This is a genomic window from Paraburkholderia ginsengisoli NBRC 100965, from assembly GCF_000739735.1.
In the GTDB taxonomy this organism is placed as follows: Bacteria; Pseudomonadota; Gammaproteobacteria; order Burkholderiales; family Burkholderiaceae; genus Paraburkholderia; species Paraburkholderia ginsengisoli.
In genome coordinates, this window is sequence record NZ_BBJF01000019.1 from 24,396 (window position 1) to 47,858 (window position 23,463).

At 63.2% G+C, this 23,463-nt stretch carries 22 protein-coding genes; 13 read left to right on the forward strand and 9 right to left on the reverse strand.

Annotation, left to right across the window (positions count from 1 at the left end; all coding sequences use genetic code 11):
• Nucleotides 1-88 precede the first annotated feature (88 nt).
• The 3 genes from BGI01S_RS23605 to BGI01S_RS23615 are packed head-to-tail and all read left to right on the forward strand — an operon-like array spanning nucleotide 89 to nucleotide 2,204.
• The gene (locus BGI01S_RS23605; protein ID WP_042328510.1) at nucleotides 89-1,129 is read left to right on the forward strand and encodes an amidohydrolase family protein; all 1,041 of its coding nucleotides are present in this window, start codon (nucleotides 89-91) and stop codon (nucleotides 1,127-1,129) included.
• Nucleotides 1,126-1,794 carry an RraA family protein gene (locus BGI01S_RS23610; protein ID WP_042328511.1) on the forward strand — a complete coding sequence of 223 codons (669 nt, stop codon included), beginning with the start codon at nucleotides 1,126-1,128 and terminating at the stop codon, nucleotides 1,792-1,794. The genes BGI01S_RS23605 and BGI01S_RS23610 overlap by 4 nt, the downstream gene beginning before the upstream one ends.
• Nucleotides 1,795-1,805: 11 nt before the next feature.
• Nucleotides 1,806-2,204: a hypothetical protein gene (locus BGI01S_RS23615; protein ID WP_042328512.1), complete on the forward strand. Its 399-nt coding sequence runs from the start codon at nucleotides 1,806-1,808 to the stop codon at nucleotides 2,202-2,204.
• Nucleotides 2,205-2,221: 17 nt separating this feature from the next.
• Here BGI01S_RS23615 and BGI01S_RS23620 read toward each other — a convergent pair whose 3' ends face one another.
• Both BGI01S_RS23620 and gcvA read right to left on the reverse strand, forming a co-directional pair.
• On the reverse strand, nucleotides 2,222-3,304 hold the full coding sequence (locus BGI01S_RS23620) for a zinc-binding dehydrogenase (protein ID WP_042328513.1): 1,083 nt from the start codon (nucleotides 3,302-3,304) through the stop codon (nucleotides 2,222-2,224).
• A 390-nt stretch (nucleotides 3,305-3,694) separates the two neighbouring features.
• Complete coding sequence (gene gcvA / locus BGI01S_RS23625; RefSeq protein WP_174447436.1) at nucleotides 3,695-4,585, reverse strand: transcriptional regulator GcvA; 891 nt, start codon at nucleotides 4,583-4,585, stop codon at nucleotides 3,695-3,697.
• A gap of 211 nt (nucleotides 4,586-4,796) precedes the next feature.
• On the opposite strand from gcvA, the gene BGI01S_RS23630 reads away from it, so the two are divergent.
• The 7 genes from BGI01S_RS23630 (at nucleotide 4,797) to BGI01S_RS23660 (ending at nucleotide 13,716) form a co-directional block, all read left to right on the forward strand.
• On the forward strand, nucleotides 4,797-5,609 hold the full coding sequence (locus BGI01S_RS23630; protein WP_042328622.1) for a transketolase: 813 nt from the start codon (nucleotides 4,797-4,799) through the stop codon (nucleotides 5,607-5,609).
• Nucleotides 5,606-6,604 (forward strand): transketolase family protein, encoded by a 999-nt coding sequence (locus BGI01S_RS23635; protein ID WP_042328515.1) that lies wholly within the window; start codon nucleotides 5,606-5,608, stop codon nucleotides 6,602-6,604. The genes BGI01S_RS23630 and BGI01S_RS23635 overlap by 4 nt, the downstream gene beginning before the upstream one ends.
• A 76-nt stretch (nucleotides 6,605-6,680) precedes the next feature.
• Complete coding sequence (locus BGI01S_RS23640; protein WP_042328516.1) at nucleotides 6,681-7,445, forward strand: SDR family NAD(P)-dependent oxidoreductase; 765 nt, start codon at nucleotides 6,681-6,683, stop codon at nucleotides 7,443-7,445.
• 156 nt (nucleotides 7,446-7,601) lie between these two features.
• Complete coding sequence (locus BGI01S_RS23645) at nucleotides 7,602-8,645, forward strand: TRAP transporter substrate-binding protein (protein WP_042328517.1); 1,044 nt, start codon at nucleotides 7,602-7,604, stop codon at nucleotides 8,643-8,645.
• Nucleotides 8,646-8,649: 4 nt separating this feature from the next.
• On the forward strand, nucleotides 8,650-10,509 hold the full coding sequence (locus BGI01S_RS23650) for a TRAP transporter large permease (protein WP_042328518.1): 1,860 nt from the start codon (nucleotides 8,650-8,652) through the stop codon (nucleotides 10,507-10,509).
• A gap of 178 nt (nucleotides 10,510-10,687) precedes the next feature.
• A complete protein-coding gene (tkt, locus tag BGI01S_RS23655) occupies nucleotides 10,688-12,733 on the forward strand; it encodes a transketolase (RefSeq protein ID WP_232624443.1) in 2,046 nt (681 codons plus the stop codon).
• Between the two features lie 17 nt (nucleotides 12,734-12,750).
• Nucleotides 12,751-13,716 (forward strand): D-2-hydroxyacid dehydrogenase, encoded by a 966-nt coding sequence (locus BGI01S_RS23660; RefSeq protein ID WP_042328624.1) that lies wholly within the window; start codon nucleotides 12,751-12,753, stop codon nucleotides 13,714-13,716.
• A 70-nt stretch (nucleotides 13,717-13,786) separates the two neighbouring features.
• Here BGI01S_RS23660 and BGI01S_RS23665 read toward each other — a convergent pair whose 3' ends face one another.
• Complete coding sequence (locus tag BGI01S_RS23665; RefSeq protein WP_042328625.1) at nucleotides 13,787-14,563, reverse strand: SDR family NAD(P)-dependent oxidoreductase; 777 nt, start codon at nucleotides 14,561-14,563, stop codon at nucleotides 13,787-13,789.
• 203 nt (nucleotides 14,564-14,766) lie between these two features.
• On the opposite strand from BGI01S_RS23665, the gene BGI01S_RS23670 reads away from it, so the two are divergent.
• Nucleotides 14,767-15,351 (forward strand): TetR/AcrR family transcriptional regulator, encoded by a 585-nt coding sequence (locus BGI01S_RS23670; protein ID WP_042328519.1) that lies wholly within the window; start codon nucleotides 14,767-14,769, stop codon nucleotides 15,349-15,351.
• Between the two features lie 53 nt (nucleotides 15,352-15,404).
• Here the strand turns inward: BGI01S_RS23670 and BGI01S_RS23675 are convergent, their stop codons facing one another.
• The 4 genes from BGI01S_RS23675 to BGI01S_RS23695 form a co-directional block, all read right to left on the reverse strand.
• Nucleotides 15,405-15,623 (reverse strand): hypothetical protein, encoded by a 219-nt coding sequence (locus BGI01S_RS23675; protein ID WP_042328521.1) that lies wholly within the window; start codon nucleotides 15,621-15,623, stop codon nucleotides 15,405-15,407.
• Between the two features lie 136 nt (nucleotides 15,624-15,759).
• Nucleotides 15,760-16,086, reverse strand: coding sequence for a hypothetical protein (locus BGI01S_RS23680; RefSeq protein WP_042328522.1), 327 nt, complete (start codon nucleotides 16,084-16,086; stop codon nucleotides 15,760-15,762).
• 354 nt (nucleotides 16,087-16,440) lie between these two features.
• Nucleotides 16,441-17,823 carry an undecaprenyl-phosphate glucose phosphotransferase gene (locus BGI01S_RS23690; protein WP_042328524.1) on the reverse strand — a complete coding sequence of 461 codons (1,383 nt, stop codon included), beginning with the start codon at nucleotides 17,821-17,823 and terminating at the stop codon, nucleotides 16,441-16,443.
• Nucleotides 17,824-17,864: 41 nt separating this feature from the next.
• Nucleotides 17,865-19,379, reverse strand: coding sequence for a mannose-1-phosphate guanylyltransferase/mannose-6-phosphate isomerase (locus BGI01S_RS23695; RefSeq protein WP_042328525.1), 1,515 nt, complete (start codon nucleotides 19,377-19,379; stop codon nucleotides 17,865-17,867).
• Nucleotides 19,380-19,916: 537 nt separating this feature from the next.
• On the opposite strand from BGI01S_RS23695, the gene BGI01S_RS30370 reads away from it, so the two are divergent.
• A complete protein-coding gene (locus BGI01S_RS30370) occupies nucleotides 19,917-20,198 on the forward strand; it encodes a hypothetical protein (protein WP_157004259.1) in 282 nt (93 codons plus the stop codon).
• Nucleotides 20,199-20,270: 72 nt separating this feature from the next.
• Nucleotides 20,271-20,906: a phosphatase PAP2 family protein gene (locus BGI01S_RS23700; protein WP_042328526.1), complete on the forward strand. Its 636-nt coding sequence runs from the start codon at nucleotides 20,271-20,273 to the stop codon at nucleotides 20,904-20,906.
• Here the strand turns inward: BGI01S_RS23700 and BGI01S_RS23705 are convergent.
• The gene (locus BGI01S_RS23705; RefSeq protein ID WP_042328626.1) at nucleotides 20,882-22,072 is read right to left on the reverse strand and encodes a glycosyltransferase family 4 protein; all 1,191 of its coding nucleotides are present in this window, start codon (nucleotides 22,070-22,072) and stop codon (nucleotides 20,882-20,884) included. The genes BGI01S_RS23700 and BGI01S_RS23705 overlap by 25 nt on opposite strands.
• Before the next feature lie 51 nt (nucleotides 22,073-22,123).
• Nucleotides 22,124-23,440, reverse strand: coding sequence for a lipopolysaccharide biosynthesis protein (locus tag BGI01S_RS23710; RefSeq protein WP_042328527.1), 1,317 nt, complete (start codon nucleotides 23,438-23,440; stop codon nucleotides 22,124-22,126).
• Nucleotides 23,441-23,463 lie beyond the last annotated feature (23 nt).

Consider the following 23,463-nt stretch of genomic DNA (forward strand, 5'->3'; position numbering starts at 1 on the left):
ATCTGAAACTGCGCACAGCGCGCGCAAAGCCGGGTCGCCGACACTTCCACACGTCGACCTGCAGGGACATCAAAAGGTACTGCACACCATGATCATCGATTGCCACGGTCACTACACGACTTCCCCGCGACAGCACGAAGCCTGGCGCGAACAACAGATCGCCGCGCTGAAGGACGGCGCCATGCCGCCGCCCCGTCCCGCGATCAGCGACGACGAGATCCGCGAGAGCATCGAACACGGCCAGTTGCGTAGCCAGCGCGAGCGCGGCACCGATCTCACGATCTTTTCGCCACGCGCCGCCGGCATGGGCCATCATCTCGGCGACGCCGACGCGAACGCAACCTGGTCGAGCGAATGCAACGACCTCGTGCACCGCGTGTGCGAACTGTTTCCGCGCAATTTCGTGGGGGTGTGCCAGTTGCCGCAATCGCCGGGCGTCCCGCCCGCCAACTGCATCGCCGAATTGCGGCGCTGTGTCGAACAGCTCGGCTTCATCGGCTGCAATCTGAATCCCGATCCGTCGGGCGGTCACTGGAGCGGCCTGCCGCTCACGGACCGCTCGTGGTATCCGCTCTATGAAGCGATGGTGGAACTCGATGTCCCGGCAATGATTCACGTATCGTCGTCGTGCAATCCGAACTTCCATGCCACCGGCGCGCATTACATCAATGGCGACACGTCGGCGTTCATGCAGTTGCTGCAGGGCGATCTGTTCGCGGACTTCCCCACACTGCGCTTCATCATTCCGCACGGCGGCGGCGCAGTGCCCTATCACTGGGGACGTTATCGCGGACTCGCGCAGGACATGAAGCGTCCGCTGCTCGACGACTATCTGCTAAAGAACGTGTTCTTCGACACGTGCGTCTATCACCAGCCGGGCGCCGAATTGCTCGCCAAGGTCATTCCGGTCGAGAACATCCTGTTCGCGTCGGAGACCATCGGCGCGGTGCAAGGCATCGATCCGCGCACGGGCCACCACTATGACGATACGCGCCGCTATATCGACGCGATCGAATGGCTGAGCGACGCGGACCGGAAGCGCATCTACGAAGACAACGCGCGCCGCGTCTATGCGCGACTCACGCGACAACTCGATCGACAATTGGGCACCCAGGGGGCAACGGTATGAATCCAATCGGATGGCGTGAATACGAATGCGCGCCGCAGGCCGCATCGGCCACACTCGACGCATTGCGTGAACTCGCGGTCTCGCTGCTTAGCGACAACATGGCACGCGCGAGCGGCGCGGTCGGCTTGCTCCCGTATCACCGGCCGAAGCCGCTGGCGGGCAGCGCGCTCACGATCCGCACGCGACCCGGTGATAATCTCGCGATTCATCGCGCGTTCGAACTGTGCCGGCCCGGCGATGTGCTGGTGATCGACGGCGCGGGCGATCTCACGCAGGCGTTGATGGGCGAGATCATGGCGACCTTCGCCGAAAGTCTCGGCGTGCGCGGCCTCGTGATCGACGGCGCGATTCGCGACGTCGGCGCGCTGCGCCAGCGCGATTTTCCGGTGTACGCACGCGGCGTCACGCATCGCGGGCCGTACAAGAACGGACCGGGCGAGATCAACGTGCCGGTCACGGTTGGCGGCATGATCGTGCATCCAGGCGATATCATTGTCGGCGACGAAGACGGCATGCTCGCTATCGCACCCGCCGACGTCGACGCAGTGATCGAAGGAGCGCGGCGGCAGCAGGCGAAAGAAGCGGCTGCGCTGGCGTCGATCGCCGACGGTAGTTTCGACCGCGCATGGGTCGCTCCCCAGCGGGACCGGATGATGAACACCTGACTGTGATCCACATGGCGCAATACCTGAACGCTGCGACTCTGCTTGACCTCGCGCGCGCTGCGCAAGCGCGCGCCACCGCGCCTTGCGCGTGCACGAAGACACCGCTGGACGGCTGGCAATCGCAGCCGTTGTCGCTCGACGAAACGCAATTCGAGGACATCGGCACGCTGACGCCGGAAGACGATCCCGAGCCGACGTTCAGCGAGTATCTGCCGGGCAAGACGAACTACTGTTCGGCCGACGCCCCGATCGCGCCGCGCTACTTCCCGTACAACCGCTGCGCTGTGTGGCAGTGCTCGTTGTGCACGCGACTGTATCTGCGCTATGTCGAAGGCGGCGGGTATTTCGTCGACCGCAGAATCCGCGCGCTGCGCGCGGAGTTGATCGAGGACGTGCCGCTTCCGGGGTGATGCTCGCGGCGTGAATATCATTGCGCGTGATCGATAACGACACATTCGAAGCTGGTCGCCGCAGCCGCCGCGTCCATCGCTTCCGGCAGCGCGGCGAGCGGATAAACACGCGGACGCAACGCCGTGAGATCGAGTTGCCCGCTGCAAGCCAGGTCGAGCAAACGGCGATACGACTCACGCGGATACATGAACTGGCCGAGGATCTCCCAGCCATTCAACATGACTTCGGTGTAGGGAACCGGCAATGGCACGGCCATGCTACCCATCAGAACCAGCCGGCCGCCTGGCGCGAGGGCGCGGAGCGCGGCCAGCGTGAGACTGGGGTCGTCTGCATTGCCCACCATGTCGAACGCCATATGCGCGCCGCCGTGCGCGGCGTCGCGCAGCGCATGGGTATCGGCAGCCACGTCGCCGCTCGCCGTGACCGTGACGACACGTCCACGTCCGAGCGTCGCGATCGCCTCGAGCGTGCGCGCATTCCTGCCGATCGCGACGATCCGGCTCGCTCCCATCGCCAATGCGAGCAGCACGGCGCCAGTGCCATAGGCGCCCGTTGCGCCGGACACGATCAGCGTTTCCCCTGCTGCCAGCCGGCCGCGTAACAGGCCGCCAAACGGCACGATGCAGCGGGTGGTCATCGCGAGCTGCACGGCGCTCAGAAGCGGCAGATCATCGACCGGCGTGACCGCACTCGCGGGATACGACGCGTATTCGGCCAACGTGCCGTCCGGCCAGTCGGCCTGCATGCGCTCAGCGATCGCGCCGCTCGCCGTCACGCCCAGCAGAATCTGCGCGGGCTCGCGCACGTTTTCCTGTGCGACGAAATACGACGACAGCACGACCCGCTGCCCCGCCTGCAAATGCCACACACCCTCGCCCACCGCGTGCACGACGCCCACGCCGTTTCCGCCAGGAACGAACGGCTGCGACGGCGCGTGATAGATCGAGTTCGGCAGCTTGCCGGCCACATAGGCCTTCATATACGACATCAGCGAGGACGCTTCGACGCGCACCACGACGCCTCCCGCGCGCGCCTGCGGGACGGGAATGTCGTTCAGGCTCAGCGCGCCGCCGAGCCGTTCGAGTTGCCATGCTTTCATCGACGAAGTCCTCCGTGAGTGTGCGTCGATACGCGTGAATGGCGCTATGATCGCGCCAAAAAATCACCGTGCCTACAATTGAAAAGCCTTTATTCCTATCAGACCGTACATTTATGGACGCTCTTTCCGACGTACTTTCGATGCTGCGCGCAGCCTGGCGAACATTGGACCGTCGAGAGCCGCGCGTGTGCGGTAGGTATGTCGCGCACCGCGTTTGCCGCGCGCTTTCGCCGGCAAGTGGGCAGCGCGCCCGTCGAGTATCTTGCGCAATGGCGGATGGCGATCGCGCGTTCAGCCGCGCGGCGTGAGGGCCGCAACGCGAGCACGGCTTCAGCTATTGGCGCTTCAAGGCATCAGGACGTAAGCCGATCGAATCGACGTGTCCTGCCCTTACCTTTCCAACTCCGCAAATAGCCAGTCCTGAAAGCTGCGCAGCTTCGGCAACTCGGCACGCGACTTCAGCAGATTGAGCGTGTAGCCCTGTACGTTGAGCCCCTCCAGTCCGAATGGCGCAACCAGCCGCCCCGTCTCCAGTTCGCGCTGCGCCAGCAGCAGACTTTCCAGGCACACGCCGAGGCCATCGACTGCCGCGCTCAATGCCATGAACGAACGATCGAAGCGTGGCCCGCGCCCGATATCGAGCCGCGTCTTGCGATGCTGCCGCATCCAGTCACGCCAGCTGACCAGGCAACCCTCGCTATGAATCAACGGATGCTGCGGCAGATCGGCGACGCTGCGCAACGGCGAGTCGCCGGCCATCAGCGCGGGCGAGCATAGCGGCACGATCGTTTCAGGCGGCAACTCCAGCACCATCGTGCCCGCCGGTTGCAGCTTGCGCGGACCGTAGCGGATGTCGATATCGACCGCGCCCGAGATCAGATCCGCCGCCTCCGACGATGCGTTCAGCCGCACGTCGATATCCGGATGCGCCGCGCTGAAGCGCGCGATGCGCGGCATCAACCACTGCGTCGCGAAGCTCGGCGTGCAATGAATCGTGAGGATGTCGCTCTTTGCGACGCGGCCGATCTCGCGCGTGGCCGCGTCGATACGCGCGAACGCCGACGTGATTTCCTCTGCGTATTGCCGCCCCGAGTCCGTCAGCAGCACCGTGCGATGCAATCGATGGAACAGACGAATACTCAATTGCTCTTCGAGCAGCTTGATTTGATGGCTGATCGCCGACGGTGTCACGAACAGTTCTTCTGCTGCAAGCGCAAACGACGAGAGCCGCGCGGCCGCTTCGAAAGCCTGTATCGACTTGAGAGTAACGCGATTGTGCATGGCAGCACCCACGTGAATTCAATTCATCCATCGACCATGTTAATTCGTTTGAGCGCGTGCGGGCACGAGATTACGCTTGAGTCACTGGCCGCGGTGTCGATGCGGTCCACGCAAAAGACACGAGGAGACAACAGTGAACAGCAGCCAAACCGCGCCGTCTGTCGAACGCGCCAAACGCGCTAAACATGCCAAACCCGCCGACCTTGCCGAACTGGCGGAGCACGCGTATCAGATCCGCCGCAACGCGCTGCGCATGGGCGAAGTGCAGGGGCAAGGCTATATCGGCCAGGCGCTCGATATCGCCGACGTGCTCGCGGTCGCCTACTTTCGCGCAATGCGTTATCGCGCCGACGACCCCGAATGGGAAGGCCGCGACCGCTTCCTGCTCTCGAACGGCCACTACGCGATCGCGCTGTACGCGGCGCTGATCGAAGCCCGCATCATCGCCGACGAAGAACTGGAGACCTACGGCAGCGACGACAGCCGCCTGCCGATGTCCGGCATGGCGAGCTATACGCCCGGCATGGAGATGTCCGGCGGCTCGCTCGGGCAAGGGCTAACGATCGCGGTAGGCCGCTGCCTCGGCCTGAAACGCAAAGGCTCGGGTGCACGTGTCTACACGCTCTTCTCCGATGGCGAACTCGACGAAGGCGCGGTGTGGGAAGGCCTGATGTCCGCTGCGCACTGGCAACTGGACAACCTGATCGCGATGGTCGACGTGAATAATCAGCAGGCCGATGGTCCGTCGTCGACCGTGATGGCGTTCGAGCCGCTGGTCGACAAGCTATTGGCGTTCGGCTGGTTCGTGCAGCGCGTGGACGGCAACGATCTGGCGGCGGTGGTCGCGGCGTTCGACGCGGAGCATGCGCATCCCGAAGCGCAGCCGCGCATCATCGTTTGCGATACGCGCATGGGTTGCGGCGTGCCGTTTCTCGAAGCGCGCGAGAAGAACCACTTTATCCGCGTCGACGCGAACGAGTGGCAACTCGCGCTGCAAGCGCTCGAAGCCGGGAGAAACGCATGAGCGCCGCCGCACCGAAACCGCGCCTGAAAACTTCGGCGATGATCGCGTCGATCGCGGGCGAAGGGCAGGTCACGCGTTCCGCTCCGTTCGGTCATGCACTGGTCGAACTCGCGCGCCAGCGGCCCGAAGTGGTCGGCATGACGGCCGATCTCGGCAAATACACCGACCTGCATCTGTTCGCGAAGGCGTACCCCGAGCGCTACTACCAGATGGGCATGGCCGAGCAGTTGCTGATGGGCGCGGCGGCCGGCATCGCGCACGAAGGCCCGCAGCCGTTCGTGACCACCTACGCGGTGTTCGCCGCGCGACGCGCGTACGACTTCATCCATCAGGCAATTGCCGAGGACAACCTCGACGTGAAGATCGTCTGCGCGTTGCCGGGCCTCACGACCGGCTACGGTCCGAGCCATCAGGCAGCCGAAGACCTCGCGCTGTTTCGCGCCATGCCGAACCTCACGGTGATCGATCCGTGCGACGCGATCGACATCGAGCAGATGGTGCCCGCGATCGCCGATCATCGCGGCCCTGTATACGCACGGCTATTGCGCGGCAACGTGCCGGTCGTGCTCGACGAATACGGCTACCGCTTCGAACTCGGCAAAGCGAAGCTGCTGCGCGACGGCGCCGAAGTGCTGATCGTCTCGTCCGGAATCATGACGATGCGCGCGCTCGAAACGGCCAAAGCGCTTGCCGCCGATCGAATCGACGTCGGCGTGCTGCATGTGCCGACCCTCAAGCCGCTCGACACCGTCACGCTGCTGCGCGAAGCGCGCCGCCCTGGGCGGCTCGTGATCGTCGCGGAGAACCATACGGTGATCGGCGGGCTCGGCGAAGCCGTGGCCGCCGTGCTGCTCACCAACGGCGTCACGCCGCCATTCCGGCAAATCGGTCTGCCCGACGCATTTCTCGACGCGGGTGCACTGCCGACGCTGCACGACCGCTACGGCATTTCGACCGACGCGATGTGCGACACGATCAAGGGCTGGCTGCGCTGAAGCGCGCTGCCACGCGTAGTCACCGATAGCCAGACCCGCAGCAAACCATAACCATCACACTCAGGAGATACGCATCATGTCCGACTCACGTCTTCTCGACGGCAAGGTCGCCGTTATATCCGGCGGTGCATCACCGCGCGGCATCGGCATGGCGACCGCGCGCAAGTTCGCGGCACAAGGCGCACGCATCGCCATTTTCGATCTCGACGAAACAGCCGCCGTGGAAGCCGCCGCGTCGATCGGCCCCGAGCATCGCGGCTACGTATGCAACGTCACCGATCGCGAAGCCTGTCAGGCGGCCGTCGAGCGCACCGTCGCCGATTTCGGTTCGATCGACATCCTGATCAATAACGCGGGCATCACGCAGGCGGCCAAGCTGCTCGAGATCGATCCGCAAAGCTGGGATCGCATTCTCGACGTCAATCTGCGCGGCGTGTTGTATCTGTCGCAAGCCGTCGTCCCGCAGATGAAGAAGCAGAAGAGCGGCTCGATTGGCTGCATGTCGTCGGTTTCCGCGCAACGCGGCGGCGGCATTCTCGGCGGTCCGCACTACTCGGCGGCCAAGGCCGGCGTGCTGGGACTCGCGAAAGCGATGGCCCGCGAACTCGGCAACGACGGCATTCGCGTGAACTGCGTGACGCCCGGCCTGATTCAGACCGACATCAACGCGGGCAAGATCAGCGACGACAAACGCGGCGAAATTCTCGCGGGCATTCCGCTGAATCGTTTAGGTGTCCCTGACGATGTGGCCGGCGCATTCCTGTTCCTTGCGTCGGACCTGTCGTCGTATATCACGGGCGCCGTGATCGACGTGAACGGCGGCATGCTGATTCACGGCTGATCTGGCAGGACGGGCCGTCTGGCGGGAGGCCGGCGGCGGCGATGGAGACCGGCAAGACCCGTAGCAGAGAACAGACCGGCGCGGCGCGCGACACGTGCAGCCGCCGCGCAACACACTCGACAACTATAACGACACGCCATATTGGAGGAAGACACCATGACTACCCGTTCAAACGCCCCGAAGGGCATCAGTCGCCGCACGTTCCTGAAGGCCGGCGCGACGCTGTCCGCCGCCGCACCGCTCTGGAGCGTCTCGCGGCACGCGCTGGCAGCACCCGAGTTCTCGTACAAGCTCGCCACCGGGCAGGACCCGACTCACCCGGTCAACATCCGTGCGCAGGAGGCGATCAATCACATTCGCGAGGCGACCAACGGCCGCCTCGACATCAAGCTGTTTCCGCAGAACCAGCTCGGCTCCGATACCGACCTGCTCTCGCAGGTGCGCAATGGCGGCGTCGAGTTCTTCAATCAGGCGTCGTCGATTCTCGCGACGCTCACGCCCGCCGCCGGCATCGTCAACACGGGCTTCGCATTCAAGGACTACGACTCGGTCTGGAAAGCGATGGACGGCGACCTCGGCAACTATATCCGCGCGCAGATCGCGAAATCGGGCATCGTGTCGGTCAGCAAGGTGTGGGACAACGGCTTCCGGCAGATCAGTTCGTCGACGCGCGCGCTGCGTGCGCCGGCCGATCTGAGAGGCTTCAAGATCCGCGTGCCGCAAGCGCCGATGCTGACCTCGCTATTCAAGGCGCTCGAAGCGGGCCCGGCGCCGATCAACTTCAACGAACTCTATTCGGCGCTGCAGACCGGCGTGGTCGAAGGCCAGGAGAATCCGCTGCCGATCATCGCGACCGCGAAGCTATACGAAGTGCAGAAGTACATCAGCCTTACGTCGCACGTGTGGGACGGTTACTGGATTCTCGGCAACCGCGCCGCGTGGGAGCGCTTGCCGGCGGACATCCGCGCCATCGTCACGCGCGAATTCGAAAAGGCCGCGATGCTGCAACGCGCGGACATCGCCAAGCTCAGCACCTCGTTGCGAGCCGATCTGAAGACGAAAGGCATCACTTTTATCGACGTCGATCGTGAGGCGTTCCGCGGCGCGCTCGCCAAGACCAGCTTCTATCACGACTGGCGCAGCAAATACGGCGACGAAGCATGGGGCCTGCTCGAGAAGTCCGTCGGAAAACTGGGGTAATGCGATGATCTCGATCTCCTATTCACACGAGGCGCAGCATCGGTTCGCCTGCGCGCTCGATTCCGCGCTCGGGCATCTGGTGGAGATTCCCGCCGCGTTGCTGGTGCTCGCCGAAATTGTCGTGCTGCTGGCCGGCGTGCTGAGCCGCTACGTGCTGCACGCGCCGCTCGTGTGGTCCGACGAACTCGCGTCGATGCTGTTCCTGTGGCTCGCGATGCTCGGCGCGGTCATCGCGTTGCGGCGCGGCGAACACATGCGGATGACGGCGCTGGTGGGTATGGCGCCGCCGGGCGTGCGCGCTTTTCTCGACGTGGTGGCGGTCGCCGCTCCGATCGCGTTTCTCGCGATGGTGATCGGCCCGGCGATCAGCTTCGCGCAGGACGAGTCGTTCATCACCACGCCCGCACTAGAACTGTCGAACTCGTGGCGCGCCGCCGCGTTGCCGATCGGTTGCGCGCTGATGCTGCTGGTCGCCGTGGTGCGGCTCGCGCGAATGTCGAACTGGCGGCTCGTGCTCGCCGCAGTCGCAACGGTCGGCGCGCTGGTCGGCATCTTCATCGCGCTCGGGCCGGTGCTGCGCGACCTCGGCAACATCAATCTGCTGATCTTCTTCGTCGGACTGGTAGCGCTCGGTGTACTGAGCGGCGTGCCGATCGCCTTTTCATTCGGACTCGCAACTTTCGGCTATCTCGCGCTGACCACCAATACGCCGATGCCGGTGGTCGTTGGGCGGATGGACGAAGGCATGTCGCATCTGATCCTCCTTTCCGTACCGCTCTTCGTGTTTCTCGGCCAGTTGATAGAGATGACCGGCATGGCCGCGGCGATGATCGCGTTCCTCGCGAGCCTGCTGGGTCACGTGCGCGGCGGCCTCTCGTACGTGCTGGTCGGCGCGATGTATCTGGTGTCCGGCATCTCTGGATCGAAAGCCGCGGACATGGCAGCGGTCGCGCCGGTGCTGTTCCCCGAGATGAAAGCGCGCGGTGCGAAGCCCGGCGACCTCGTCGCGCTGCTCGCCGCGACCGGCGCACAGACCGAGACGATTCCGCCGAGCCTCGTGCTCATCACGCTCGGCTCGGTCACGGGCGTGTCGATCTCCGCACTCTTCACGGGCGGCATGCTGCCTGGGATCGTGCTGGCGATCACGCTGTGCATGGTCGTGCAGTGGCGCTACCGGCGCGAGGATATGTCGAGCGTCAAACGCGCAACGCGTGGCGAGATTCTGCGCAAACTGCTGATCGCGTTCCCCGCGCTCGCGCTGCCGTTCGTGATTCGCGCGGCGGTGGTCGAAGGCATCGCGACCGCCACGGAAGTGTCCACCATCGGTATCGCGTATGCGGTGGTGGCAGGCCTGCTGATCTATCGCCGATTCGAATGGACGCGGCTCAAGCCGATGCTGATCGATACCGCGACGTTGTCCGGCGCGATTCTGCTGATCATCGGCGCGGCGACCGCAATGGCGTGGGCGCTGACGCAGTCCGGCTTCTCGGGCCAGCTTGCACAGACACTCGGCGGTCTGCCGGGCGGCGCGGCGATGTTCATGGCGGCGTCGATCTGCATGTTCGTGATTCTCGGCAGCGTGCTCGAAGGCATTCCGGCGATCGTGCTGTTCGGGCCGTTGATGTTCCCGATCGCGCGGGCCATGCACATCCACGACGTGCACTACGCGATGGTCGTGATTCTGTCGATGGGCGTGGGCCTGTTCGCGCCGCCGTTCGGTGTGGGCTACTACTCCGCCTGCGCGGTGAGCCGCATTCATCCCGACGAAGGCATGAAGCCGATCCTCGGCTATATCGCGGCGTTGCTGGTCGGGTTGATCGTCGTGGCGGCCGTGCCGTGGATTTCAATCGGCTTCCTGCATTGAGCCAGCATCGAGTCGCCAATGCGTGAGACGGACGCCGTGCATAGCAGGCCGCTCCCGTCTCTCGCGTGATGTTCTTTCCGCTTGCCCCGGTTCGCCGTGAATCGCCGCGTACCGGTCCGTTCCATCCGTATGATTGCCGCCGCCTGTTTTTCCGGGCGGCGTAGAGGAGCCTTTTGCCATGTCCACCACCGAAGCACAGCCTGCCGCGGCGCTTGCATCGACCGCTTCGCCCGCTTCGCCCTCTCTTGCGCCGACGTCGCCACTGCCACTCGCCGACGCGATCCGCTTTCTGTCGATCGATGCAATCCTGCGCGCCGGCGAAGGTCATCAGGGCGTGCCGCTCGGCATGGCCGAAATCGCGACCGCGCTGTTCACGCGGCATCTGAAATTCAATCCCGCCGATCCCACCTGGGCCGACCGCGACCGCTTCGTGCTGTCGAACGGCCACGGCTCGCTGCTGTTGTATTCGCTGCTCTATCTGAGCGGATATAACGCGATCGGGCTGGAGCAGATCCAGAGTTTCCGCGAACTCGGCTCGCATTGCGCGGGCCACCCCGAGTACGAACCGGCGCACGGTATCGAAGCCACCACCGGCCCGCTCGGCCAGGGGATCGCCAACGCGTTCGGGATGGCGATTGCCGAAGCGTATCTCGCGGCGAAATTCGGCAGCGAACTCGTCGATCACTACACGTACACGTTCGTCGGCGACGGCTGTCTGCAGGAAGGCATCGGCCAGGAAATGATTTCGCTGGCCGGGCATCTTCGACTCGGCAAGCTGATCCTCTGCTGGGACGACAACCAGATCACCGACGACGGCAGCACCTCGCTGTCGATCAGCGAAGACGTGTGTGCGCGATTCCGTGTGGGTGGCTGGCAAGTGATCGAAGTCGACGGTCACGATCTCGAAGCGGTTTCGGCGGCATTGACGATCGCGCGTGCGGATCCGCGACCTTCGATGATCGCGTGCAAGACGGTGATCGGCCGCGGCATTGCGCGTCTGCAAGGGCAACGCGGCGGCCATAGCGGCAAGCTGTTCCAGGCGGACGCCGACGCGGCGCGTGCGCAACTCGGCTGGCCGCATGCCGCCTTCGACGTGCCGGCGGACATCCTGAGCGCGTGGCGCGCGGCTGGGCACCGCAGCGACGCGCAGCATGCCGCGTGGCAGGCGCGCGTCGCCGCGTTGCCGGCGGCGCAGCGCGCGGAATTCGAACGCGTCCACGCCGGCCATCTGCCCGAAGGCTGGCGCGACGTACTCGACGACTACCGCAAGCGCGCCGTCGAGCGCGACGAAGGGCAAGCCGGCATCGCGGTATCGGGCGAAATCAGTGATCTCCTCGCGCCGTTGCTGCCGGAGCGCATGGTCGGTTGCGCCGACCTCGAAGCGCCCACCGGCCACAAGCGCCAGCTCGTCGCCTTCACCGCTGCCGACCATCGCGGCGCATATGTCCATTGCGGCGTGCGCGAACATCTGATGGGCGCGATGGCCAACGGCATGGCCGCGCACGGCGGCGTGATCGCCACCAGCGTCACCTATCTGGCCTTCTCCGACTATCAGCGCCCCGCCATGCGCATGGCCGCATTGATGAGCTTGCCCGTGCACTTCGTGTTCAGCCACGATTCGATCGGCGTCGGCAAGAACGGGCCCACACATCAGCCCGTCGAAATCCTCGCGTCGTTGCGCGCGATGCCGAACATGCGCGTGCTGCGTCCCGCCGATGCGGTCGAGGCCGCCGAATGCTGGGCGCTCGCGCTCGAACATCGGCGCGGTCCGAGCACGCTGATATTCGCGCGCCAGCTGCTGCCGCTGGTTCGCCGCGAACATAGCGCCGAGCCGTTGTCGCAACGCGGCGCGTACGTGCTGGCCGAGGCGGAACACGGACCGCGCGCCGTCACGTTGCTCGCAACCGGTTCCGAAGTCGCGCTCGCCTTGCAGGCGCGCCGCCAGTTGCAGGACGAAGGCATTGCGACCGCGGTCGTGTCGATGCCATGCTGGGAGATCTTCGACGAACAGGACGCGGCCTATCGCGCGGAAGTGCTCGGCCCGGGCACCGTGCGGGTCGGCGTCGAAGCAGCGCTGCGTTTCGGCTGGGACGGCTATCTCGGCGAGCGTGGCGGCTTTGTCGGCATGACGGGCTTCGGTGCATCCGCTTCTGCGGAAACGCTATACGAACACTTCGGCATCACGGCGCAGCACATCGTCGCCGAAGCGAAGCGGCATCTGTAAATCATCGGGACATGGACATGCACAAGATCGTTTTCCTCGACCGCACTACCCTCGCGCCGCAAATCGTTTTGCGCGAGCCGCGTTTCGACCATCAGTTGATCGAACATGAACGCACCACGCCGGATCAATTGCTCAAGCGCCTCGCCGGCGCTTCGATTGCCATTACCAACAAGGTGCCGCTGACGGCCGAAGTACTCGTACAGCTGCCGGAACTGAAGCTGATCGCCATTGCCGCGACCGGCACCGACTGCATCGACAAGGCGGCCTGCCAGCGTTTGGGCATTGCTGTGAGCAATATTCGCGGCTACGCGATCAACACGGTGCCCGAGCATACGTTCGCGCTGATCCTCGCATTGCGGCGCAATCTGGTCGCCTATCGCGACGACGTGCTGGCCGGCGAGTGGCAAAAGTCCGGGCAATTCTGTTTCTTCACGCACCCGATTCACGATCTGGCCGGCGCGCGTCTGGGCATCATCGGCGAGGGCGTGCTCGGACAGCGCGTCGCGGAACTCGGCAAGGCGTTCGGCATGCAGCCGATGTTCGCCGCGCACAAGGGACGCGAAGGTCTCGGTCCGTTGTACACGCCGTGGGACGAGGTGCTGGCGACCAGCGACATCATCACCGTGCACAGTCCGCTCACGCCGAACACGCGCAACATGCTGGCGATGCCCGAGTTCCGCGCGATGCGCCGCAAGCCGTTGATCATCAACACGGCGCGCGGCGGCCTCGTCGACGAAAGCGCGCTGGTGCAGGCGCTCGACGAAGGCCTCATCAGCGGCGCGGGCTTCGACGTGACCGCCGGTGAGCCGCCCGCCGACGACAATCCGCTATTGCGCGCGGCGGGCCGGCCCAATGTCATTCTGACGCCGCATGTCGCGTGGGCATCGGACGAGGCACAGCAGCGTCTCGCCGATCAGTTGATGGACAACATCGAAAACTTCGTGAACGGTACACCGAGCAATCTGGTGCAGGGGGCGTACTGAGAGAAAGTGCCCGACGGGGTGCCGTTTTCGCATTTTCTACGCGGGCATCGGCACCCGTTGTCACCGCCGCTCAGGCCGCGCGGTACATTTGCGCGCCCCACGGCGCGCCGATCGTGCCGCCGTCCACGACGATCTCGGCGGCAGTCACGCCGGACGCGTCCGCCGATGCGAGAAACAGCACTGCCGCCGCCACTTCTTCCGGCGCAGCGAGACGGCCCATCGGAATGCGCGGTGCGAGCGCCTGTTCGGCTCCGTCGAGCGTCGCGCCCTCGCGCGCGCCACGTGTCCAGATCGGCGTGCGCGTGCCGCCCGGAATCACCGTGTTCACGCGAATGCCGCGCTGCACGAGTTCGGATGCGAAGACCTTCGCCATTCCCGTGATGCCGGCCTTCGTGGCGGAATACGCCGCCGAACCCGGTGAGCCGAGTTCGCGCATCACCGAGCCGTTCAGCACGATCGAGCCACCCGCGCTCATCAACGGGAGCGCCGCCTGCACGGTCAGAAACACGGCGGTCAGGTTCGTGCGAAGAATCGCCTCGAACGCCGCCGCCGACGTGCCGCCGAGCGGCGTCGGCCCGGAAATGCCGGCGTTGGCGAACACGATGTCCAGCGAACCGAACTTCGTTCCGATCTGTTTGAACAACGCGTCGATGGCCGCCTCGTCATCGAGATTAGCTGCCACGCCCAGCGCGTTATCGCCCAACTCGGTCACCGCCTGGTCGAGCTTCGCACGGTCGCGGCCGGTGATCACCACTCGCGCGCCTTCGGCAATCAGCAGTTTCGCCGTGACAAAGCCGATTCCGCTATTCCCGCCCGTGACCAACGCTGTTTTTCCTGTGAAACGCATCATCCTTCTCCTTGATCGCGCCGCCGACATGACCGGCAAGCCACGGCCGCGCGACGCGTTAAACGGTTAAGCGGCTTCGTGCCGCCGCTGATAAACGACGTATCCCGAAGGGCACCCGCCCCTTCAATCTGCATGTTGATTATCATGCACATTTTCAGTATTATGCTCGTCATATAGAATTGTCAAGCAGCGGAGAACGGAAAATGGGCTACTCGCAGGCACAGAAGGCTGAAAGCAGGCAGCGTGTTCTGGAAACGGCGGCACGGCAGATTCGCGAAGACGGCATCGCCGCGCTCGGCGTCGCGGACTGCATGCGCAGCGCCGGACTCACGCACGGCGCGTTCTACGGCCATTTCGATTCGCGCGATGCGTTGATTGTCGAGGCGCTCGAATACGCGGTCGCGCAGAGCAGGAAAAGGATCGAGGCGCTGAAGACGGGCGCCGGCGGGTCGAAGGCGAAAGAGCCGTTGCGGGCGATTGCAGAGACGTTCCTCGGCGAGCGCCATATCCGCAATCCCGGCAGCGGCTGCGCGTTGTGCGCGCTGGCCGGGGAAGCGCGTCATGCCAGCCCGGAGATTCGCGAGCGGTTGACGGCCTATGTGCATACGCTGGCGGCGCAAATCGCCGAGACTTTGGCGGACCACAGCGAGAGCGCGGCGCTGGGGATCGTCGCGACCATCATCGGCGCGGTGACACTGGCGCGTGCCGTCGACGACAGGCAACTGGCGAAATCGATTCTCTCCGCGTCGCTCGAACTGATCGTGGCACAGGGCGGCGACGCGGCGTAAGCCGTGCGCTCGCGCTTCGGCGCAAGCACATCGCACGCCGGACCCGCCGCCGGTTAAAGCAGCCCGGAACCGTCGCTCGCCTGGCTCAAACGCCGCGCGAGTTCGCGGCCGCGGCCAGTCAGCTTGAGCGTCGAGATATCGCCGTCGTCGTGCCAGGCGATCTCGACCAGTTCGTAGCGGCTCAGCGCGAGCACTTCGGCATCGAGTTCTTGCAGACGCCTTTCGGCGTCGCTGAGACGCAGCAGGGTCGCGACTTCGTGATGGGTGAGCATCGGCTACCTCGTCGGTGAATAGAGGACATGCCGACATCGTAGATGCGTAGCCCGACATTCAGACTACGGTTGTGTTGCGTAAAATTACCGAATTACAGCTCGCGACGACTACGGCCACCCGCCGCGCCGATGCGCGTCATTTGCCGCGCGCCACCGACACGATCTCTTTCACACGCCGCGCGATACTCGTCAGCATGCTGTCGTGTGCGTCGGAAGACGGCGGCCTTCGGTGCGGCATCGTTTGCAGATCGCGGGAGTCGTCGTGAAGCGCGCGCGCATGACTCGCCGGCGTGAACGGCCACTCGATCACCACCGCTCGCAGAATGGCCGCACGCGGTCCCTTCTCGGCCTTGTCGATATACGCGTTGATCGCTAACGCTTCCTGCCTTGCCGAGTCGTGGGAATCGGTGGCAATAAAATCGTTCAGTCCTTCGATATGGACGCACCATAGCCGTTCGTTCACGTCCTGTCTCCGATATAGACGCGCAGCCACGGCGCGTTGCGCGCTTCGCCGGATACTTCGCCGGATACTTCGCGCGCATACGCTTCCGCCAGCCTCAGCCTGGCGGAGTCGGGCCTGCCGTATCGCTTCTCCAGCATGTGCGGCGCGCGCTTCACCCGGACGCCATGATCCCGGTGAAACATGTAGCGCGCTACCCCCTTCGCCGATTGTCTCGCTATGCTCTCAACGTCTAATGACATCTCGTTCCGTCCAACTCGTCTATCCGGTCGCTCGCTTGCCGGGTCCTTCCAGGTTGCTGGTTTTGAAACCGACTGACGACTTCCTGTACCGTATTACTGGAGCCACGATCTAAGATCAATAGGCATTAGGATGATGAAGCCCCTTGAATACAGTCGCGAAAATGATTTTTACGTCCAGTCTGAATGACCAGTTTCGCAAATAATACAAATCGTGCGCGACGCGGCCTTCCATCTTTTCGATGCGATCCGTTTCGCCACGAAAGCCGTTGATCTGCGCCCATCCGGTAATGCCGGGTTTGATGCGGTAGCGGTGGATATAGCCGGAAACAATGTTCTGGTAGAGATCGTCGTGTTCGAGCGCATGAGGACGCGGTCCCACCACCGACATGTCGCCGCGCAGCACATTGAAGAACTGCGGCAGCTCATCGAGACTCGTGCGGCGCAGGAATCGGCCCACCGCGGTAACGCGTGGATCGCCGCGTGTCGCCTGCTCCAGTACACCCGGTTTCTGTTCGTGCAGCCGCATGGTGCGAAACTTGTAGATTTTGAAGACCCGTCCGTCAGCGCCTTTTCGAGCCTGTCTGAAGAAGACCGGTCCGGGAGAACTCAGTTTCACCGCAATGGCGCAAGCCAGCAGAATCGGCGACACCGCGATCAGCGCGCTCAATGCAAAGAGGCGGTCGAACAGTTCCTTCTGCACCATCGCATTGGGCGGCAGCGGCGACGCGGCCAGATTGATCGTCGGCAAACCCAGCAAGTCGGTCATGCTGCCTTCGAAGAGCGCAAGCGTGCGCACGTCAGGCATGAATCGTATATTGATCAGGTCGTTGCGAAACTCGTCGACGAGCCGAAGAATCGAACGCTCTTCGGTGAGCGGCAACGCCAGCCAGACTTCGCCGATGTTCTGTTCGCGCACATACTGGACAAAAGCGGCATGCTCCTCGAACACGCGCACGGACGACGTGCCCGCGTCCCTCGTGCCGGGGCGCAAGTTGTATAGCGCGTTGGCGCGAAAGCCCGCAGCAGGCGACATTTCCATCTTGCGAATGATCTCGTCGCAATGATCTCCGCAAGCGGCCACCGCCACCTGCTGCAAGTTCAAACCGGCATGGCGAACCCGGCCGAGCAGCGCATGCGTCACCAGCCGGCCGGCCATCATCGCGGCGCCCGAAATTCCCGTCCAGTACACGAACCACAGACGCGACACGAAATCGATGCGATGCAACGAGAACATCAATGCCATTGCACACGCCTGCACGACCAGCCAGCCGAGCGCGACATGTCCCGCGAGCGCTCGCTTGGAGCGGCCGCGCCATGATTCATAAACTCCGAGCGCGGGAAACACGGCAAGTGAGAATGCGGCGGCAAATGCCACGAACGCCAGATAGAAACTCCGCTGCGAGCCCGAGTCGAAGCGAATCTGGGAGGCCGCGAAGGCGCCGCCCAGAATCATCGCGACGTCGAACAATCTCGCCAACAGACCAGTAATCAATCGCATTGCAGCCCCCTAAGAGCACGCCGACATTCCACACAATTGACTCAGTTGCAACGCCCATACTTGTCGTCGAATCTGACGATGTCGTCCTCGCCGAGATAGGTTCCGGACTGAACCTCGATGATCTGCAGCGGCACCCGGCCCGGATTTTCCAAACGATGGCGCACGCCCAACGGGATATAGGTCGACTCGTTCTCGCCGAGAAGGAACTGTTCTTCTCCACGCGTGACGAGCGCCGTTCCGCTCACGACGACCCAATGCTCCGCGCGGTGGTGATGCATCTGCAAAGACAGCCGCCCACCGGGCATCACGACGATGCGCTTGACCTGAAAGCGGTCGCCGTGATCGATCGAATCGTAAAAGCCCCACGGCCGGCGAACCTTTCTGTGCGCGTCGGCTTCCGGCGACTTCTCCCGCTTGATGCGCGACACCAGCCCCTTGATGTCCTGCACGTGCGAGCGGTCCGCCACCAGCACGGCGTCGTCGGTCTCGATCACGATCAGATTGTTCGTGCCGACACAGGCCAGCAATCGGCCGCCTTGCGAACGCGCATAAGTCGCTGTCGCGCCTTCGAACAGCACGCGTCCATTCGATGCGTTGCCGCACTCGTCTTTTTCCATTGCCTGCCAGACCGCGTCCCACGAGCCGAGATCGGACCAACCCGCTTCGAGCGGCACCACCACGCCGGAGAACGGCGAATCCGGTTTGCCCAACTCCTCCATCACCGCGTAGTCGATCGAATCCGACGGCGAGCGCAGGAATTCCGTCGCATCGGGAATGACGCATTCTGTCGTTTTCTTCGCACCCTGATAGGCGTGAACACACGCCGCGTGAATCTCCGGCTGGAACCGCTCGATCATGGCGAGCCATACGGATGAACGGACCACCACCATCCCGCTGTTCCACCAGTAATTGCCCGACTCGACATATTGAGCCGCGAGTTCCGCGGGCTTTTCGACGAAGCGCTCGATGCGACGCGCGCCATGACGCAATTCGCTGCCAAGCCGGATATAGCCGAAGCCAGTGTCTGCACGGTCAGGCGGAATCCCGAGCGTGGCGATCGAACCGGACAGTGCGTAGCGCGCGGCGATTTCAATTGACTGATGAAGCGCATCGAGATTCGCTATTGCGTGATCGGCGGGCATCACGACCAGAATGACATCCCGTCCGTCGGCGCAGGCGGCCAGCGCGGCGAGTGTCAGTGCCGGTGCGGTATCGCGGCGAGCGGGCTCCACCACGATGCGCGCGTTCACGCCAACTTCCCGCGCCTGTTCGTAAGTAGCAAAGTAATGCTCGGCACCGCAAACGACGACCGGGTCCGGCGAGACGTCCCACGTGCTGCTGAAGCCTGCCATACGCCCCATCGTGGCCTGCAATAGCGTCTGGTTGCCGATCAGGTCGATCAACTGCTTTGGAAACTGTTCGCGCGACATCGGCCATAGGCGTGTTCCCGAGCCGCCGGCGAGAATCACCTGGACGAGCGGCGGATAGTCCGCCAATGCTTCGTCGATCGATTCGATATCCGCCGTCCCGTCCGCCACCACCGTGACCTTGCCCATATAAAGCTCCCTTACCTTGATGCCGACTCGAGAACGACTCGCCAGGCGCCCACGCATAACGCGTAGCGACGTGAATCGCACCAAGGTCTCTTATGTGATTAATGACAGGACATCCGCAATTGACAGACCGAGCCAACCGTTCAGTTCGCAACGACAGAAGATGCACGCTCGGCCAATGGTTCATTCGGCCTGAATACAGAAGGCATCATCGTGTTCGGGTCGCCGCATGGCGCGGCATGGCAACGAAAACAGATCTGCGTCGTACCAGCAGGCTGACGCCGGCTGTTGCGATAAGTGCAGTACTCGATGTGGTCAATCATAGTCAGACCACGCTGCACCACAGCATCGGTGGCGCGAACAGTTGAGGTTTTGGCCCTGCTCGTCTGACTGGCTTTCTTAACGACTTGAATGAGGCCAATTCTGGCTGATCGAAGAAGGCACGAACTTCGAAATCAATGACGACACGTGGTACCGTTCATTGAACGTCTCGATGCATTACGCTTCGAAGATATGCCATTTCGTTTTCATTGAGTCGCAATGGCTTACATAGCGTTACTTGCGTTATCTCTGACGGCGACGAATCTCGTCCATCTGAGCGAAGTGGGATTCTTTCTGCCTCTGCTTTGTTCACGGCGTTTTTTCGGCAGAAGTTACCCGCCGATTATCAAGCCGATTTCGTCGATCCGTCTGCTTTTGATGGCGGCCACTGAACATCGTCTCGATGTTGCTCGCGGCACAATCGATCAGCGCCGGCATGTTCGAGCGGCAACCCCGCGCCTCGGACAGCCGCACACCGTCGTGAGCGATAATACGGACTGATCGCACCGATCTGTCCCAAACGGGCCGCCTTTTCAGCCGCACGCCGGCAAAAAACGACGACGAGAGAATTCTATGTGGAAAGTGTTCGCCAATCTGGGCGACGCCGCCATTACGTTGCCCGTGGCAGCGATTTGCGCCGGCTGGATTGCGTTATTCAATGTGCGCCTGGCATTGCGCCTTGTCGGCGTGCTCGCGCTCGGCGCTGCGCTGGTGGGCGTGACCAAGGTGGTCTACGCCGGCTGGGGCCTTTCCATTCCGGCCGAGGATTTCCGCGTCATTAGCGGCCATGCGATGCTGTCAACGTCCATCTGGATGGTCGCCATCACGCTTCTACTGAAGTGGTGGCGGCAACCGGCGTTTCCCGGCATCGTCGCCGGCCTGGTCATCGGTGCGTTGACCGGCTTTTCCCGCATCATCGACCACTCGCACTCGGTGCCTGAAGTCATCGCAGGCTGGAGTCTCGGCGCAATCGCGGGCCTATTTTTTCTGCGAGCCGCCGTCAACGTCGAGCTCGAGCGCTTCAGCGCCATCTGGCCGACGCTCAGCATTCTGCTTGTCTCCACGCTCGCCTATGGACACAAGGCGCCATTCGAGCACCTGATCGAAACCCGTTCGCCGCAACTTCGCAGCCACGTGCCATCCGTGATGGCCGTGCTTGGGCGAATCCGCTATCGCGTTCAGTCTCACGACGCCACGTCGGCGAGATGACGTTCTTCGACCGATAGCGGGTCGCGGACGGGATACGGAAGAAACTGTTCGACGCAGGCGTACGGAAGCCGCGAGTCGATGAAATGTGTCAGCGCCGCCTTGAAGTTCTCCGATGAAAAACGTTCGGCGTTCCGGCGGCATTGCCGGGGGTCGAACAGGGCCGCATTGTCTTCGAACCGGCTTACTGCTTCCAGCAGCGACTCCAATGTCTGCTCGCCGAAGAAAACGCCGGTCGGCCGTTCGAGCGGCAAACCGATGACCGACTCGAGCGCGCCACCTCTGCCGAAGGCGATCACCGGCGTCCCGCATGCCTGCGCTTCCACAACCGAGATACCAAAGTCCTCTTCCGCCGCAAACACGAACGCGCGGGCGCGCCGCAAATAATCGACGAGAACGTCCGACGGTTGATGACCGAGGATCACGACGTTCTCTGCGGCCAATGCTTTGATCCGCTTCATCTCGGGACCGTCGCCGATCACCACGAGCCGCCGTTCCGGCGTTTGCGAAAAGGCTCGTACGATCAGATCGATGCGTTTATATGGCACCATCCGCGACGCCGTCACATAGAAGTCTTCCTTCTGCGTGCACACCTTCATATTGGCGAGATCGACCGGCGGATAGATGACCGTCGATTCACGTTGATAGGCCTTCTTGATCCGTCGCGCAATGAAGTACGAATTCGCGACCATATGATCGACGCCGTTGGCCGAGCGCGCATCCCATCCCCGAATGTAGTGCAGCAGCACACGGGCCATCGCGGACTTGATGCCCGTGCTCAGATGCGATTCCCTGAGATATTGATGCTGCAAGTCCCACGCGTAGCGAATCGGCGAATGAACGTAACTGACGTGGACCTGGTTCGGGCCGGTCAGCACGCCTTTGGCGACCGCATGCGAACTCGAGATGACGAGGTCGTAGCCCGACAGGTCGACCTGTTCGATCGCGAGCGGCATGAGCGGCAGGTAGGCGCGGTAACGCCGGCGGGCGAAAGGCAGCCGCTGAATGAACGACGTCTGGACGGACTTTCCCTTCACGCATTCGCGATCTTCGAGAAAATCGACAATCGAGAAGATGTCCGCGCTCGGGAAGCACTCGATGATATTTTTCAATACCTTCTCCGCGCCACCCGAAACCACTAACCAATCGTGAACAATAGCGACTTTCACTTCGACCTCCTGTGAGATTGCAACCGGGACCTGCGTGTCCGGCATCCTGTTTCATTCATCCTTTGCAGCGCCCGCCTGAGGTCGAAGGCCACACGCCATTCGTACCATTCCAAGCGCGCGCTCGGCGCCCGGAAGCAGACTGATCAGCTCCAGGCGAATCATGATTCCCATCAGCGTCGCGGCCAGCGTCGCCTCGCCGATTACCCGCGCAGATGCCATGCCCGCCGCACCGTATCGGGAGGCAAGAAAAAGCGCCGCCGCGAAATTGATCAATCCGGCGACGACGCCTGCGATCGCCAGCAGCCTGTCTTTCTTACGCGGCACGAATACATAGAACGCGACGAATTCGTTGAACGCGGCGAATGGAAACATCCACGCAAAGATCTGCAGCACGTGCGCGCTGGGTTCGAATGCGGGTCCGAGTATCAAAGGCAGCACGAAAGGCGAAAGCGTCAGCGCGCCGCACAGAATCAGTAGTCCGAAACCCAGCAGCAAGGTGGCGCCTCGCCGGGTCGTCACATGCGCGCCGTCCTTGTCACCCTGCGCGAGTTGCCGCGAAATCGTGGGAATGAACACCTGCGATGCCGGCCCCATCAGACTGAGCCCGATCGTCGCGAAGCGCTCGGCCGCGCCGAAATAGCCCACCTGGGCGGGCGTGGACAGCAGCGTCAACAGGTAAGTGGACGACGCCGTGAGCACGACCGAGCCCGACGAATAGCAGAACAGCATCGTCGAGCCTCTCACGAGCGGCACGACACCCGCGAACTTCAGCCGCGGCAAGCCCAATTGATAAGTCGTCAAGCCATACGAAATCATCGAAGACGCGATGCCTGCAATCAGCAGACTCGCGAGCACCCACACGGCGTCGTCGGGTCCGTTGACGAGATTCAAAACCAGCACGAGGCTCAACGCAAAGCCGAACACCTCGATCATGATCGGAGTGCGAAAATGCTGACGCCCCTGAAAGAGCCAGCCGAGATTCAACGCCGACACGACACCCAGCAGCGTCGCGAGCAAGCCGATCACCGGCCGCTCCGACAACAAGGGCGACATCATCGTGGCGATGATGCCGATCGCCCCGCCCAGCAGTCCCATCAGAAGACGAGCGCTCACGTGCAACGAGTAGATGGTGTTGCACTCCGCCGCCGATTGCGCTTTCGACACTTCGCGCATGCCGACGAACGTGAACCCATAGCTCGCGAGCATCCAGATCACGTTCATCAGCGACATCGACGCCAGTACGCGGCCGTACTCGGCGACACCGAGAATCCTCCCGTAAAACGGCACGACGATGAGGAGGTACACGTACCTCATCAAATACCCGCCGTAGACAAACGCAATAACGTTCGCGCTCGCTCGTCTATCCATACTGCCCCCTTGTGCTCGCGTGA

Bases quoted from the DNA above. Each gene is read 5' to 3' on its own strand.
- BGI01S_RS23605 (WP_042328510.1), top strand. From the start codon at position 89: ATGATCATCGATTGCCACGGTCACTACACGACTTCCCCGCGACAGCAC.
- BGI01S_RS23610 (WP_042328511.1), top strand. From the start codon at position 1,126: ATGAATCCAATCGGATGGCGTGAATACGAATGCGCGCCGCAGGCCGCA.
- BGI01S_RS23615 (WP_042328512.1), top strand. From the start codon at position 1,806: ATGGCGCAATACCTGAACGCTGCGACTCTGCTTGACCTCGCGCGCGCT.
- BGI01S_RS23620 (WP_042328513.1), bottom strand. From the start codon at position 3,304: ATGAAAGCATGGCAACTCGAACGGCTCGGCGGCGCGCTGAGCCTGAAC.
- gcvA (WP_174447436.1), bottom strand. From the start codon at position 4,585: ATGCACAATCGCGTTACTCTCAAGTCGATACAGGCTTTCGAAGCGGCC.
- BGI01S_RS23635 (WP_042328515.1), top strand. From the start codon at position 5,606: ATGAGCGCCGCCGCACCGAAACCGCGCCTGAAAACTTCGGCGATGATC.
- BGI01S_RS23640 (WP_042328516.1), top strand. From the start codon at position 6,681: ATGTCCGACTCACGTCTTCTCGACGGCAAGGTCGCCGTTATATCCGGC.
- BGI01S_RS23645 (WP_042328517.1), top strand. From the start codon at position 7,602: ATGACTACCCGTTCAAACGCCCCGAAGGGCATCAGTCGCCGCACGTTC.
- BGI01S_RS23650 (WP_042328518.1), top strand. From the start codon at position 8,650: ATGATCTCGATCTCCTATTCACACGAGGCGCAGCATCGGTTCGCCTGC.
- tkt (WP_232624443.1), top strand. From the start codon at position 10,688: ATGTCCACCACCGAAGCACAGCCTGCCGCGGCGCTTGCATCGACCGCT.
- BGI01S_RS23660 (WP_042328624.1), top strand. From the start codon at position 12,751: ATGCACAAGATCGTTTTCCTCGACCGCACTACCCTCGCGCCGCAAATC.
- BGI01S_RS23665 (WP_042328625.1), bottom strand. From the start codon at position 14,563: ATGCGTTTCACAGGAAAAACAGCGTTGGTCACGGGCGGGAATAGCGGA.
- BGI01S_RS23670 (WP_042328519.1), top strand. From the start codon at position 14,767: ATGGGCTACTCGCAGGCACAGAAGGCTGAAAGCAGGCAGCGTGTTCTG.
- BGI01S_RS23675 (WP_042328521.1), bottom strand. From the start codon at position 15,623: ATGCTCACCCATCACGAAGTCGCGACCCTGCTGCGTCTCAGCGACGCC.
- BGI01S_RS23690 (WP_042328524.1), bottom strand. From the start codon at position 17,823: ATGCGATTGATTACTGGTCTGTTGGCGAGATTGTTCGACGTCGCGATG.
- BGI01S_RS23695 (WP_042328525.1), bottom strand. From the start codon at position 19,379: ATGGGCAAGGTCACGGTGGTGGCGGACGGGACGGCGGATATCGAATCG.
- BGI01S_RS30370 (WP_157004259.1), top strand. From the start codon at position 19,917: ATGGCTTACATAGCGTTACTTGCGTTATCTCTGACGGCGACGAATCTC.
- BGI01S_RS23700 (WP_042328526.1), top strand. From the start codon at position 20,271: ATGTGGAAAGTGTTCGCCAATCTGGGCGACGCCGCCATTACGTTGCCC.
- BGI01S_RS23710 (WP_042328527.1), bottom strand. From the start codon at position 23,440: ATGGATAGACGAGCGAGCGCGAACGTTATTGCGTTTGTCTACGGCGGG.